Annotated in this window: 13 protein-coding genes; 3 read left to right on the top strand and 10 right to left on the bottom strand. The window is 60.7% G+C overall.

The genetic code is table 11. The features are described from left to right. The first annotated feature begins 275 nt into the window (after positions 1–275). Complete coding sequence (locus K5845_RS13380) at positions 276–563, top strand: DNA -binding domain-containing protein (RefSeq protein WP_287959217.1); 288 nt, start codon at positions 276–278, stop codon at positions 561–563. 17 nt (positions 564–580) lie between these two features. On the opposite strand, the gene K5845_RS13375 is transcribed toward K5845_RS13380, so the two are convergent. The 9 genes from K5845_RS13375 to K5845_RS13335 all read right to left on the bottom strand — a co-directional run bounded on the left by K5845_RS13375 (position 581) and on the right by K5845_RS13335 (position 11730). Then, the gene (locus K5845_RS13375) at positions 581–1102 is read right to left on the bottom strand and encodes a DUF2285 domain-containing protein (RefSeq protein ID WP_287959189.1); all 522 of its coding nucleotides are present in this window, start codon (positions 1100–1102) and stop codon (positions 581–583) included. A 46-nt stretch (positions 1103–1148) separates the two neighbouring features. Beyond that, on the bottom strand, positions 1149–1364 hold the full coding sequence (locus K5845_RS13370; protein ID WP_287959188.1) for a transcriptional regulator domain-containing protein: 216 nt from the start codon (positions 1362–1364) through the stop codon (positions 1149–1151). Between the two features lie 191 nt (positions 1365–1555). Then, on the bottom strand, positions 1556–2083 hold the full coding sequence (locus tag K5845_RS13365) for an antirestriction protein ArdA (protein ID WP_287959187.1): 528 nt from the start codon (positions 2081–2083) through the stop codon (positions 1556–1558). Positions 2084–2294: 211 nt separating this feature from the next. Next, positions 2295–4217, bottom strand: a complete 1923-nt coding sequence (locus K5845_RS13360; RefSeq protein WP_287959186.1) for an ATP-binding protein — start codon at positions 4215–4217, stop codon at positions 2295–2297. Positions 4218–4255: 38 nt separating this feature from the next. Then, positions 4256–6754, bottom strand: coding sequence for an AAA family ATPase (locus tag K5845_RS13355; protein ID WP_287959185.1), 2499 nt, complete (start codon positions 6752–6754; stop codon positions 4256–4258). After that, entirely contained in the window at positions 6751–6966 is a 216-nt protein-coding gene (locus K5845_RS13350; protein ID WP_287959184.1) for a hypothetical protein, read from the bottom strand. The genes K5845_RS13355 and K5845_RS13350 overlap by 4 nt, the downstream gene beginning before the upstream one ends. A 21-nt stretch (positions 6967–6987) precedes the next feature. Further along, positions 6988–9579, bottom strand: a complete 2592-nt coding sequence (locus tag K5845_RS13345; RefSeq protein WP_287959183.1) for a DEAD/DEAH box helicase — start codon at positions 9577–9579, stop codon at positions 6988–6990. 4 nt (positions 9580–9583) lie between these two features. Next, complete coding sequence (locus K5845_RS13340) at positions 9584–11410, bottom strand: site-specific DNA-methyltransferase (protein ID WP_287959182.1); 1827 nt, start codon at positions 11408–11410, stop codon at positions 9584–9586. Then, entirely contained in the window at positions 11407–11730 is a 324-nt protein-coding gene (locus K5845_RS13335) for a HigA family addiction module antitoxin (RefSeq protein WP_287959181.1), read from the bottom strand. Before K5845_RS13335 ends, K5845_RS13340 begins: the two co-directional genes overlap by 4 nt. A 444-nt stretch (positions 11731–12174) precedes the next feature. On the opposite strand from K5845_RS13335, the gene K5845_RS13330 reads away from it, so the two are divergent. Beyond that, positions 12175–12516 (top strand): ArsR/SmtB family transcription factor, encoded by a 342-nt coding sequence (locus tag K5845_RS13330; protein WP_170832390.1) that lies wholly within the window; start codon positions 12175–12177, stop codon positions 12514–12516. After that, positions 12513–13454 (top strand): SRPBCC family protein, encoded by a 942-nt coding sequence (locus K5845_RS13325; protein ID WP_287959180.1) that lies wholly within the window; start codon positions 12513–12515, stop codon positions 13452–13454. Before K5845_RS13330 ends, K5845_RS13325 begins: the two co-directional genes overlap by 4 nt. A gap of 86 nt (positions 13455–13540) precedes the next feature. On the opposite strand, the gene K5845_RS13320 is transcribed toward K5845_RS13325, so the two are convergent. After that, positions 13541–14434, bottom strand: coding sequence for a LysR substrate-binding domain-containing protein (locus K5845_RS13320; protein WP_287959179.1), 894 nt, complete (start codon positions 14432–14434; stop codon positions 13541–13543). Positions 14435–14441: the final 7 nt, after the last annotated feature.

Genomic DNA, 14441 nt, shown 5'->3' with positions numbered 1-14441 from the left:
AAAGACAATCGCGAGCGGTTCGGCTAAGAATGACAGCGGAGCAGACGCGCTGCTCTGGGGCTTAGTAACCCCTGACTAGCGGTTGGTGCCGACCGTGACGGCACCACCATCCTCGAACCTTATGGTCGGGGAGCCCATGGCGTATGTCCAGGGCTTCTCGCCTAAAGGTCATGGGGCCGTCTAGTCACGGTTACTAACTCCCCGATCACCAGGTAGAGGGGCCAATTGCGGGGGCGCACCGCAAGCAAGGCTCTCTGGAACCTAGGGGAATGGCTATGCGGGTTCCCGTCGAACTCGATCCCGTTGTGGATGACGAAGCGCCGACTGGCGACACCATAACCGTCTATGACGAACGGCATTACGTCACCTATCTGCGTTTGCTGGATGCGAAGGCCGAGGGCGCGGACTGGAAGGAAGTCGCGCAGATCGTGCTGCACCGTGATGCGGCCGCCGATGAACCTCGCACACGCCGTTGCTGGCAAAGCCATCTCGAACGCGCGCAATGGCTGTCGCGTGAGGGCTATCGGAGAATTCTGGAGCAGGCGGCAGCCAACAAGGCGTGAGGGCCACGCCAGCACGATTAACGCTTGTTGGGCTTGATCGGATAATGGAGCAGTAGGCGATAGCCCCCGCGCATCATTTTGATGCCGTGCGCAACTAGGCGGCGGGCCTTGTTCTTGCGCGGGTCGCTCTCGAAATCCTCCTTGGTGCCGCGAAAGCCGAGCAGGATTTCGGCGATGGTGCGATAACTCTCGCCGCTCAGACGAGCGTCGAGCGCGCGCAGGGACAGGATATGCCATTGCCGGAGCTGGGCGGGAACGGCCCGGAAATCTGGACCGGGCGCGCGGCCATTGAGGGACCGCCAGAATCGTCGGACAGCGTGAGCGCGCAGCTCCAGAAAGACGTCCATCGGCAGCGTGACGGCGTAAAACGCAGCAGCGTCCGGCACAGACTCGGGCAGCCAGAATTGATGCGCGACGCCGTCCGCCTGCCAGATGCCGTGCCAGCCATCGGCAGCGCGGCGCATGTCGAGGCCGTCGAGATGCGCCAACGTCAGTACCGGTTCGGTATCGTCGTCCTTCTGATTGACTGGCGACAACATAACGGCTTGCGGTTGAAGGCGCGGACTCCAGATCGGCGATTGCCGATCATGCGGCGCGTCGGGATCGCACGGGAAATCGCAAACCCCAGCGATGCGCGAACTCTTCGAGGTCGCGGGTGGCCGTCCCTCCGGTCAATGCGATGGTCTGGCAGTCCCGACGATATTCGTCGTTGCGGCGCAAATATTCCCAAGCGAAACCAGCGGCAGGGATGTGCTTTGTGTGCCCGTATGCCGCCGGTGATCGCCAATCGATGCTGAGCATGGCGTCACCTCCCCAAGCCGGGATGCTGGGCAGCGCCCGGCAAGAAGAGGTTCAATCATCACTGGAAATATAGAAGCCGCTCAAAGCAGATACCTTGAGCGGCTAACCCGATCATTTTAGGTATTTGGGCTTGGCGACAGCCGGTGATTCCGCGACGCATGCCCGTATGAGCACGAACACGCAGTCATGTTTCACCTGTTGGAAAACACATGCACCTCACTGTCCGCAGTTTCGATGGTGAACAGGTCGCCGCCAATCTCAGCGTCGCGCGCCATCGCCTGCCAATCGACATAGTAGCGTAGTGCCTCGGGGATTGTGACGCTCTCGGTGATCAATTCCTCCATGTAGTCGGCGAGGCTGGCGAACTGACCATGATAGCAATCCTCCAACGTGGATTCGGCTTGGTCCATGTCGCCGCAGAACTGCTCCAGCAGGCCCGTGCCAAGTGCGCCATGCTCTGCGATGAAAGCGGCCATCCGCGCCACCCTGTCGATGTCGGCATACTCCGAGATGTCGACGCCCTCGCAGCCCTCATAGTCGTGAATGGCATATTCCTCCGCGTCCTTGACAGGGGAACGGGCAAGCATCGCGGCAATCTCGTCCCTGATCTGGTCGGGGTCCTGATCCGCGTCGATCCAAGCTCCATGCAGAAAGCCGTTATTGTAAGCTGCAAGGCAAGCAACATAAATGCGGGGGCTGCTGTCGGATACGTTGGTCATGTCTCTGATCCTCGGGTCTGAAGGTCAGCGAAGCGGAACGCCGCGCCTGACCTTCTGGCCGTCGCCGAGACCGGGTGTGCAAACGGAGAGAGGCTTCGCGGGGAACCGGCTGCACGGAGCGCGTCACACGCGGAGGAAGCTGGGCGGAAGCCTTTCGAAGTGCGCCGAGGGCAGAGCCCTAAGTTACCGAACTTTTTTCCTGCCAGCTCAACTACACGTCGAAACCACCTTGACGTGCGATTGGCTCTTTCACGAAGCTGTCGGCATCCAAGCCAGCTTGGCGCAGGAATGGTGCCTCGGAAAGCCGTGCATACAGATTAAGCATCCGAGTTTCGGCACGTCGGATAAATGTTTCATAGGCCATGGGGATAATCTTGGTCCGCCCTTCCTCACGGACGCCTTCACGCGGCGTTAGTCGCGATCCCAGAACAAAACAGGTCACACGCGTAGAATCGTCAATCAATCCGTGAGTCTGCAATTCAACGACATACTTCCATGCTTGGTTCTTCTGATCCATGCCGATAGGAATGCCGGGCCGCTTCAACTCGACAACAATCAAGTGCTCCACGCCAATAACTTCGTGCTGCTCATCGAATGCGGGGCGGGCAAACAGTCCTACACTGCCATCGGGTAGAATAACGAAGTCGGGCCGGTTCAGGCTGCCCTGTGCGGTTCCGCCAAGCAACCGTCTGATAACCTCCGACATGCCGCGATTGGACGTGAACTCGATGCTTTCGAACTCAGGACCGAATACCCATAGACTCCGCTCAATAAGAGGCTGAAGCTCGCGGACTTCATCGGCGCGTTCATCGCGAAGCTTTTCGTGCAGTTCGCCGATCAGCCTCAGTCGATTCTGGATTTCATCTAGCGCCAGCTTAGCGGTCGCGACGCTCCAATCTGCGAGAATGCCGTCCAATTGGTCCAGCTCGCCTGGTTGAAGGCCATGCAGTCGCGCCAGCAAGCTGTATTGGGACGACGACGCCTCCAAATTAGCAAGAATGCCAGCCACTTGATCAATCTGTTCGGGAGAGATGCCGGGGCAGGTATCGATGACTTGATCGACAAAGCTGTTCCACCGCTCACGCGCGCTCGGAGCTATCCTGACGACGGTCGAAGCATAGCGTTCGCGAACCGCCTCCTTGGCTTCCGAACGCCGCTCGAAATTGAACGCAGCAATTTCTTCGCGAATTTTGTCCTGCACGGCGATCTGGGTCTTCTTCCAGATTTCATTGTTGGGCTGGAACCCCGACCAGTCTGGCAGCACGGCATCGCTGTCCGCCAAGAAGTCGGCAAAGACGATGAACGTGAAGCGCTTGGCTTCGCTCGTCCGCCCGTCGAGCACGCGTTCATAGTCGGTGCCGCGCCAGCCGCAATCACCGACCAGCCGGTTGTTGACATGCCAAGCGATGCCGTGCTGCCGCGTTGTCCGGTCGGCCCGCTGCGAGTCGATCATGAGGATTGTCGCACGACCGATATCGGGGATATCGACGAAGCTCTCCCGCAAAAAATCCTGGGGAATGTCATCGAAAGTGACGGGCTGGCTGTCCACCGACACCTTGAAGTTCGGGTCTGTCAGAAAGCGTGTTCCAAGCACCTCTCGAACATCAGCGGCGCTAAGCCGTAGCCGCGTCGATTCTACCGCGCGAATTTCCACACCGTGCCCGGTGCTTTGTTCACGCTTAATGACTTCCCAATCGAAGGGGCGCTGCCCGCCCCTGGAAACCCGATAGGCTACTTTTTCGCCGGCGGCCTCTATGATTATTTCATAGGGATTGGAGAAGGCGAAGCCGCCGTGCCGCCCTCTACCATTGCGTCCGTATACTCGGCGCGGCGCCAGTTCGGGGAGTTCTGTGGGTGGTGAGACATACTCGCCCTCGGCCTTTACCCGATTATAATCAAAGACGCCCCAGCGCTGCTCGAACTGCGCGGCAGTCATGCCGCGACCGTTATCCTTAATCGAGAATTTCCGGGCACCGTCATTTGTCGGCCAAGTTATGTCCACCTCTGTCGCGTAGGCATCCCAAGCATTCGCGACAAGTTCGACCAAGGCGACCGAAAGATCAGAAATGATCGGTCCAGCATGGCGGTCCAAGAAACGCTGATCAAATGCCAACAACTGCTGTTCGGATGCCATCGTCCACTCCCCTTCGCCTTCTTTAGCAGTTTCGGCGACTACTGCCGATCAAGTCGTCGATAATATTTCCGCTGATTGTTGGCAGGATCGGTCCAACAGAAACAATCGGCAAGCGCGTCCACACTTTGCAGAACGCCGAGCAAGGCATAGGCGTTGAACGGATTGCCTGCGCCTGTCTCATAGTGGCTGACATAGTTCGCCATGATAGAAGGCATGTGGTGGTTCTGAAGGTCGGCGACCTGTTGAGCGGAGAGGACGCAGCGCCCCGCCGCCTGATAGAGCGCGACCGCCGCCGTGATCGCGTCCACATAGGTGGACAAGGTACGCTTGTCGCCCCGCGTCGCGTAATCGGGCGGCACCGGAACCTCCAAACGGGTGATGATCTGGCCGAGCTTGTATTCAAGATACTGGCGGACAAATGGTTCACCGATATCTATCTGCCCCGCGTTCAGATATTGCTCCGCCTGCGCCTTCAGGCGATCCGCCTGTTGCGTGGCGATCATTAGCCGCCCACGGGGCGGCATGCCTTGTAGCTTTTGGTGATTCCACTCTGTCGTGCCATTGAGCCGGTCAAAATACTTCTCAAGGCTCGTATCATGGCTGAGGATGATGAATTGAAGTCCGCCGGGCAGACCGTTCGCCGCGCCAAAGCGCAATTTCGTCCGGATCGTATCCATCAGGCTGAACTGATGTCCGGCATCGAAACTTGACGTCACATCATCCAACACCATGAAGCGCGGCACGCCCTGTTGCCGGGTAGCCGCCGCCATGAAGATGGAGGCGGCGACGGCATTGCGGTAGCTCTCCGACAGGAGCGCCCGCGCGCTTTGGTTTGGAAGGCCGAAGAAATCGGCGAGCTTCAAATCTACCTGTTCGGTATTCTGCGCCCGGTTCAGCGTCGGCCGCACGTCCGGACCGCCGCGCACCAGATGCCCGAAAAGCTCCTGACAATTAGCCTGAATATCCGTGATGCGTGCATTGGCGAGCGCGCTTTCCGCCGTTGCGAACTGCCCGGCTACCTTCGTGATGAACGTCTTCCAGCGATTGAGCTTTGCGAGCTTGGCCCGTTTGGCCGCGAGCGCCGGAAGGGTCCGCTCGTATTCGTTCATGGCGTCGCGGAATTGCTTGGCCTGCCCAAGGGTGCGGGTGACGGCGACCAGCGACGGCGGCAAGCCGGCTTGCAGCGTCGTGATCTCGGCATTGATTGCCGTGAGCACGTCAACCCGCTTCGCTTCGAGCGCGCCAAGCGCATCTTTTGCGCGTTCCAGGTCCGCCGTCGAAACCGACGACTGGCGCGCGGCCAGCGTCAGGACCGGCGCGATGCGATCAGCGTCCACAACGCCAAGACGCGCCTGCTCTTCAAGCTGCCGGAGCTTGCCAACGCATCCCGCACTCTGCACCTGCCGTTTCAGCTCCGCGTCGAGCTGATCGGTCTCGTCGTAAAGCGCGATCTTCACTTCCAGTTGATCTTGAAGCGGCCCGTCGCCAGCCTTTTCGCAGACAGGGCAGACCTTCGGATCGTGCCAGTCCGCACTGTTCACAACCGACAGCGCGTTTTTCAGCAAGGCGTGCAGGCTGGCGGCACCGACTTTGCGCATCGCATCGTCGCGCGCCTTGGCCGCCGTCACCAGCGCGTCGATCTCGGCAAGTTCCGCCGCCGAGACCTGTAAGCCGCCGAGCGTCGTGACGGCGGTGTTGAGGCCGTCGAGAGTTTTCCGCGCCGCGCCGCCTTCTTCCTGATCGACGATCTTTTCAGCGGCGTCAAAATCGAAGTCCATCACCGAGGCGTTGGCGAGCAACGGCGCGAAAAGCGCGATGCCCGCCAGTCCGGCCGTCACCTGCGCTTTCAGCGCGGCTGTATCCGCCATCTGGCCGCCGGCCGCGCCGGTTATTTCCTGATGTGCGGCGAGGATGCGCTGTTCAACGGCCCCCAAGGCGCGGTTTTCGGCGGTCACTTCGGTGTCAAGCGTGGACAGCCCAAGATCGCCATTGATGTTGCGGGTGTTCTTGGCCCCGTCTAGCGCCTGCCGGAGCTGGGAATACCGGCTCATGCCGACCAGCGAGGCGAAGGAGCGCCCGCGCTCCAAGGCCGAGCAGTCCACGAGGGAGGCAAAGCGCGGGTAATCGACCAGCACGAAATCCTCGCAAAGATCGGCGAGGAAGCTGTCCGGATCGGCGTGGCCGGAAGGAGACGTGACGACCCGTCCGCCCGCCGCCGTCCGGGTGACGGTGATCGACACATCGGGCGTGCCGTCATCGCTCTTGAAAACAAGAGCGACCGTCGCCTGTTGCGCCGGATGGAACTTGTTGACGATGTAGCTGGCACCCTGTTCGGCGTCCTGCATCCCTTCCAGGCGCGGCACCGTGCCGTGCAGGGCGAAGTGCAGCGCTTCGAAGATCGAGCTTTTTCCGACCCCATTGGGCGCATGGACGGAATTGACGGCATCGTGCTTGAACTTCAGCACGAGGGGATCGCCGTCATTATTGATGCCGCGAAATCCCTCAATGGCGGCAGAGGCGAGAAAATACCGGCTCATGCCGCAGGCCCTTCCGGCAGGCCGTCGAGCGCGGCGAGGACCGCCCGGTTGAACTCCTGAACGGCCTGACGGGTGCGCGTCGCATCATCGTCGCGCGCCAGCAGGGCCAGATTGTCGAAAAGAATGCGGGCGCAATCGGCATCGATGCGCTCCGCTTCCGCCCGGAAACGGGCAAGGTTGTCCGAGAATGACAATGCCGGATCAAATTCCATACGCCCCCCAATACCGCGCCGTCAGAGATACGCGGGCAGTTTCGCCTTCCATTCGCTCATCAGGATCAAGGTGCCTTCCACGGTCTCGCCGTTGTTGACCAGTTCCAGCTCGCCGACCGGCGTTGCCTCGTCCCATTCGAAATGGTCCGAGAGGAACGTCAGCGCCTCGCGCTTGTACGCCGTGTCGAGGTTGTCGAGTTGGTCGCCCTTGGTTTCCAGCACCGTGATCCGCTTCGCTTCGCCGTCGCGCTGCACGGCGAAGATGAAATCCGGATAGATTTTGGCCTTCTTCCATCCCTGAATGCCGTATTGCGTCCGCGCGACATTGCGGTGCCACCAGGCCAACGTCTTTTCGCCGTCGAGATAGACCGCTACGTCCCGCTCGTCGCTGTTCAGCTCGTTCTCGTAGACCGGCGCGAACAGGCTCTTTTCGAGCGGGCCGCCCGCGCGGTTCAGGAGCTGGCGGGCGTTCTCCGGTTCCGTTGTTTCGATGCTGAAAGGCATCCGCCAATTGCGGCCATCGAGCCGCAAGCGGAACTGGATGCGTCCCACTGCGACCTCGGCCTTGAACAGGGCTTCGGCGCGCGCGTTCCGCGCGGCATCGAGGCCCTTGCGCAGCTCTTCCACGATCAGGCTGGCGAGCAGGCCGAGCTTCGCGTCATCGAAGCCGCGCGCCCGCAGGGCCGCAACCGTCGCGCCGACAATCTCGCGGCCGACGAAGGGATTCGGCACGATGTCGGAAATCATCCGGACAGCATGCGCCGGATCGAAGACGAGGATTTCCGCGTTGGCGGCCACCGTCTCGCCGACGAACAATTCTTCGCCGTCCTCGGCAAGCCTGATCCGCTGGAGCTGGCTTTCCGCCGCTTGGGCGTTTTCGGGCACCCGATCCGCGATGTCCTGCGGATCGAAGCCCCGCCAGTCGAGCGCGGAAAGCACATCCGTCTCGTAGTCCAACTCGCGCGCGTCACCGCTTTCCACCACCATAACCTTGGGCAGGTAGATTTCCGTGGAGGAAAAGGCCGGGCGGCGATTGATCGTGCGGGCCGTCTTGCCGGTCCCGCTCTTGTCGTTCTGCGTCACGCGCAGGACCAGATCGCCGAGGCCGTCCTGTTCGAGGCCGTCTTTAATGGCACCGACGACCGTCGCGGTATCGGCGTGATGCGTGATGACGTGGCACTCATCGAGCGCTTCAACGTCCGTCTTGAGCGCGCCGGGCTGGCGGAGAATGCGGCCGACAAGCTGGGTCATGGCCTTGAGGTTGGCGCTGGCCGCAAGGCTGCACAGCACATAGGCGAAGGGGCAATCCCAGCCCTCTTGCAGGGCCTGTTTCGTGATGATCGCCCGCACGCGGTTGGTGGGCGACAAGAGGTCCTGATTTTCCGGATCGTTGAGATCGTTCTGCTGCGCGGTTTTGATCGCGATTTCCGCCTGATCGAAGCCCGCCGTCAGAAGCCAGTCCTTCACGTCCTCGGCGTGGATATGGCCGCTTTCGCGCTGATCCGCGCCCGTGCGCTCGACCTGGATCAGCATGATCGGGCGAATATAGCGGCCCGTATCGGCCCGCAGTTGCCGGGCTTCGGCATCGAGCGCGTTGAGCTTGGCAAGCGCCGCGTTCAGCGTCGCCTTCCAGTCATTGCCCTGCCGGGGATCGAGGTTGAGCGGCATCTTTATCATGCCCTCGCGGTCCAGCTCGCGCCCCGTCACTTCCACCAGCACATTGGCATAGCGGCCTTCGCGCGGATTGCGGCCGCCGCGCGGCTGCACATCCTGCGGCGTGGCCGTCAGCTCCAGCACGAAGCACGGGTTGAATCCGTAGAGCGTGCCGAAGGCGAGATCGGAAATGGCGCGGTGGCCTTCATCCATCACGACCACGGGCCGGATGATCCGAAGGGCGTTCCCGAGAGAGTCCTTCACCATGGGGAACATGCCCGTATAGGCGGAGAGGTTCGGTGTGCGGTCGATGGCGGCCTGATGCGCCTGTTGTTCGCCTTCGGGTGGGAAGAAGCCGTGCACGTCGCCCCGGTCCTGAAACATTTTCAGGGAGTCCTGCGTCTCGCGGTTCGCGGATTGCAGCATCAGCAGCATGACGCAGAGGTTGGTTTCCACGTCCCGCGCATCGAGCCGGTCGGTTTTCTCCATGATCTTCACGCGCCCCGCCGCCGCGCGGTCGAGCGCCTGTCGGTAGGGGTGCTGGCGATCCTTCAGGTGCTTGAGCGTCTGCGTATAAATCGCCTCGTTCGGCACGATCCACAGGACGAAGCCGGTGTTGCGGTCGAGATAGCGGCCCATCACCCGCGAGACGGCGGAAACGGCAAGCCATGTCTTGCCGCCGCCGGTCGGCACTTTCAGCACGGCGTTGGGTACGGGCCGCTCGCAGCCGTCCATGCGCGGCGAGAACGGAATGGCTGCGCGGGAAGCGGGTAGCTTCCCCGCCGCCTTCATCGCTTCCCAAGCCTCTTTCGCGAAATCCGGAATGGCAAGGCCAAGGTCCGGGTCTTGCGCGGCGAGCGCCGCCACCTTATCGGCGCGCGCCTTCTTTTCCTTCACGAGATCCAGATAGGCGTCGAGTGTCGAGAGTACGCGGTCCTGATAATCGAGCTGGCGAAACACGGCGTCAGCTCCGATCTATCCGGTAGAGCGCGAAGGGCAGCGGCACGAACTCCACGGGGATGTTCTGTTCCGCCAGCATCTTCTGGCTCACGAACCGCGCCGGGGCGAAGACTAGGTGCCGCTTGTCCGGCTCGGAGGCGGCGAATGCCTTGGCGCGCGCCAGCGTCAACGCCGCTTCCGGCGACTTCAGCCAGTCGAGATCGGGCTTGTAGATCAGCCAGACGTGCTGGCCTTCCATGGCACCGAGATAGAAATCATCCTCGCACACGGCGGCGGGATCGAGCGCGTGATTGGTCGCCATATGGAACAGCGCCGCGCCGAGACCGGCATAGGGCGGCAGGGTTTCGCCGCTCAGCACCTTGTCCAGTTCGACGGGATCGCCGAGGGTGCAATAGGTGAAGGTGCCGCCAAGACCTTCTGCGCGTTCCGCCACCGTCTTTTCGCCGGTGACGATCAGATCACCGTCTTTCACTTCCTTCTTGATGCGGTCGTATTCGTGGCCGTGCAGGTTCTCGATACCTTCGACCTTGTGCGCCAGCTCTCCGGCATTGCTGAGCGCGCGCCAGTTCAGCCGCTCCCGCAACATCTCTGTTCGCTGCGTGCCCTCGAAATCATAGCCGTTGATGACACGCCGGACGCGCTCTGCCGTTAGGCTGTCGGCATATTCTTCCATTTCCACGAGAATGAAGCGGCGATTGCCGCCGTCGCGCTTGTTGGCTTCGAGCACGGCGTGAGCCGTTGTTGCAGAACCCGCAAAGGAATCGAGGATAATTGCGTCATCATCGGCAGCAATGTCGATGATCCTGTCCAGAAGCTTCACGGTTTTCGGCGTGTCGAACAAATCAGACGTGCCAAATATGTTCCTGAGCATGGCCTTGGCCTGCCGCATCGTATCCACGTCGCTCCAAATCGTTGGAAACGGCCGCGTGGGATCGTCTTCGGGCGCAAACTCGCGGGTGTAAGGCTCCCACACTTCACGTCCGAGCTTTTCGATCCTCTTCCAGATCAATGTACCGGCATCTTTGTGTTTCTTGATGCCCTTCTTCCCCATCGACCATCGCGCTTCTTCCCCGTTATCATGTATGGGGAAAACCTCATTTCCATCGGGGTCTTCAAGCGGGAAGAACATGGTCGGCCGATCACGGCGGAGACTCGCCCGTCCATTCTTCTTCAGAAGGCGATCTCTAAAGGGGCGTCCGTTCTCGTCTCGGTTCGGATAAGCTTTCAGGATGGACGGGGCGATCATCCTCTTGAACTTTGCAGAGCCAATATCGCGCGCAAAACAGAGGACGTAATCATGGTCGGGTGTGATAGCTACCTTGTTATCGTTTGGGCTATCCACTTTCCGCCAGATGAAGGTGGCGACATGATTTCCCTCACCAAATATTTCGCAGCAAATATTTGTGAGGCGGTGCGCCTCGTTATCATCGATGGTTATAAAGATGACGCCATGGTCCGCCAGCAGCTCATGGAGCATCCGAAGGCGCGGCCACATCATGGCACACCATTTGTCATGACGTAGGCCGTCCTCAACACCGACCGGATTGGACTCCAGCCACTCCCGGATCATTGGCGCATTGACGTTATCGTCGTAGCACCATCCCTCGTTGCCGGTGTTGTACGGCGGATCGATAAAGATGCAGTCCACCTTGCCCGCGTAGAGCGGCAGGAGCGCCTTCAGCGCGTGCAGGTTGTCGCCGTGGATGACGAGGTTGCCGTCAAGCGCGACAGGACCGATGCCCTTGCTTTCATCGGGCACGAGCGGACGGAAGGGCACCGCCAGATGGTGGTTATAAACAAACTCTTTGCCCTTGAAACTCAGCTCCGTCATGCCCGCCCCTTCGTATTCATTCCCGTGTATCGCTCAACCTTGATCTCCGCTTCCCGCTTGCGGGCCTGCGCAATGTCGTAGCTGTTCTGCATGCGCATCAGCGTCTCCATCGAGACGCCGAAGGCTTTTTCGATCCGGATCGCCATTTCCGGTGACAGGTGCGCGCGCTCGTTCAGAAGCGCCGACAGGGCCGGGCGCGTGACGCCCAGCGCATCCGCCGCTTCCGTCACGGACAGACCGAGCGGTTGCAGTACCTCATGCTTCACGAAGCCGCCCGGATGGGCTGGCTTCCGCAGCCGAAGGTCATCTTCGTCCGTCATCGCGCGCTGCCCGTTGAATGTTCATCGATTCGGATGCAGCGTATCGGACCTAACGTTGCCTGTAAAGCAACGCTTTACGGCTTCTGGGCATGACGCAGCCGGATGGGGTTTGAGACTCACTTTTGGAGGGCTATAGCGTAGGTGTAGTTCTCTGTTTCGTCGGCTTCGGCCCGCCATAAGACGCCGACGCAAACAGACGGCTCTTCTCTTTGCCTCATAAAATTGGCACCTGGGACACTATTGTGTCGCGAGACGTGGTTCTCGCGCCCGCAATTAGGCGGGGACAGCGCTCGACTACAATTACCGATCACATGCTGCAGACCGCCTCCGCTCGTCGCGGAAGGCGCCCACTGCTTCAAGGGTGGGGTGCGCCAGTTCAATAACACTTAGCAAGTTGACGAAGTTTCTCTTGCGCGAACAGCCGCGCGGATGATAGTTAGCCATATGACTAAGCATTATCCGGAACTTTCGCTGCTCTTCCACGCTCTGGCCGATCCGACCCGTAGATCGATCCTGACACGGCTTGCGGAAGGGCCTGCGCGGGTCACGGACCTGTCGGAGCCCACCGGCCTGCGCCTGCCCACGGTGATGCGGCACATTTCGGTACTTGAGGAGGCAGGGCTGATCGCCACCTCCAAGGATGGGCGGGTACGCACCTGCGCCATCGTACCCGAGGCCATGGAACCGATTCAGACATGGCTCGATGAACAGAGAGCCATATGGGAAGACCGCCTTGACCGGCTGGAGGCGTTTGCGATGAAAGCGATGAAGGAGCGCAGGGAATGACATCGAACTTCAATCCGGATGGGATGCTCGCCGCGGCGCGCGATCCTGCGAAGGGCCGCTTTGCAACTCTGACCTTCGAGCGGGACGTGGCCGCGCCATTGTCGGTGCTGTGGCAGACATGGACGGCCCCAGCCGCGCGCGCGGTCTGGTCTGCTCCAACGCCCTCGGTCATTGTGGAATTTTTGGAGGTCGACAGCGGAGTGGGTGGGCGCGAAGTCTCGCTCTGCAAGGTCGAGGGCCAGCCGAATATCCGCTGTGAGTGTGGCTGGCTTGAGTGGCAGCCAGCGCTGCGCAGCGTGAATTACGAAGTAGTCTCGTCTGAAGGAGTGACGCAATCGACAGCGCTGGTGACGGCTGATTTCTCCGGCACGGACGAACGCAGCCGACTGGTCGTGACGGTGCAGCTTTCCTCGCTGGCTGACGGTATGGAGGTGGGCTACCGACAGGGCTTTGACGCGGGGCTGGACAATCTCGCCCGAGCGGCCAAGCGAACCATGGTACTGCAGCGCGTGATCCAGGCACCGCGAACCACTGTCTGGAACACTTGGATGAATCCTGAGGCGCTGCCGCAATGGTGGGGGCCGGACGGGTTTTCCTGTCGCACCAAGAGGATCGACCTGAGAACGGACGGCGAATGGGTGTTCGATATGATCGCCCCTGACGGCACTGTGTTCCCGAACCACCATCTCTATACCGAGGTTCGGCCTGAAGAGCGGATCGGCTATACACTGCTATGGGGCGAGAACGGGCCGAAACACGCCGACGCTTGGGCCTCGTTCGAGGATCAGAATGGAGCGACGAAGGTGACGCTCGGCATGGTGTTCAGCACAGAGGCCGAGTTTCAACAGGCGAAGGGATTCGGCGCAGTCGAACTAGGCTTGCAAACGCTGGGTAAGCTGGAACGCTTCATCAAAACCCGAGGGAATGCTGCGGCTTAGCAACCGAGTTCATGGATTACTCGAGAGAGCAATAGCGTAGACGTAGTTCGACGTTTCGTCTGTTCTGGTAGAGCAAGGTTTAAAGGTCAGTCAGGCCCAAGGCTCGCTTTCATTCGCGAAATCAGCAGATCGAGTTCGCTGGCGCGCCTGTGGTCTTTCAACCTGACGGCCCAGAAGGCGGGCATCGCAAGACTGTGTTCACTGACCCGGACCAAGTCGCCCTGTCCGATATGGTCTGCGACCAGACACTCCGACAGCAGCGCCACGCCAAGACCAGAGACGGCGGCCTGAATGGCAACGCTTTCTTCGCTGAAATCGCCTGCCGACGAAAGATCGCCTGGCGCGCATCCTGCTTCGGCAAACCACCTCTTCCATCCGAGCGATTGGCGGTGATCCAACGTCCAGCGATAATGAATAAGCGGAACCCGCAGCAAATCCTCTGGCCGGTTTGGATGCCCGTGCTGGGAGAGAAAGCTCTTCGTTCCCACCGCGATCAGGCGATCGTCGAACAGGTGGAACCACGCCTCGTCCAGACCGCGTTGTTCCCGAGACCGGATCGCCAGATCGACGTCTCCGGCACGGAGGTCGACCGGGCGATTGTCGGCATGAACGGTGATGTCGAGCTCGGTTTCCGATTTCAACCGAGCCAGGCGAGGCGTGAACCACTCGGCCGCGAAGGCCATCGTCATCGAAATGACTAAGGGCCGACGTGTATCCTGTCTGACCTCTTCGCTTGCCGCTGCCATCCGGTCCATCGCGTCCCGCAGGACCGGGAACAGTTTGGCACCCGCTTCGGTAAGCCGCAGAGGACGGGGGCGCCTGTGAAACAGAGAAACCCCGAGCAGATCTTCCAGCTTCCGGACCTGATGGCTGATGGCTGTCGGATCGAGGTGCAGTTCCTCTGCAGCTCGGCCGAAATGCTGATGCCGCGCAGCTGCCTCGAAGGCCCGCAAGGCGTGTAGCGGCGGCAGTCGACGCATTACGTTT

Origin of the sequence: Filomicrobium sp., assembly GCF_025698805.1 — a bacterium.
Taxonomy (GTDB): Bacteria; Pseudomonadota; Alphaproteobacteria; order Rhizobiales; family Hyphomicrobiaceae; genus Filomicrobium; species Filomicrobium insigne.
This window is presented reverse-complemented; position numbering and strand designations above follow the sequence as displayed.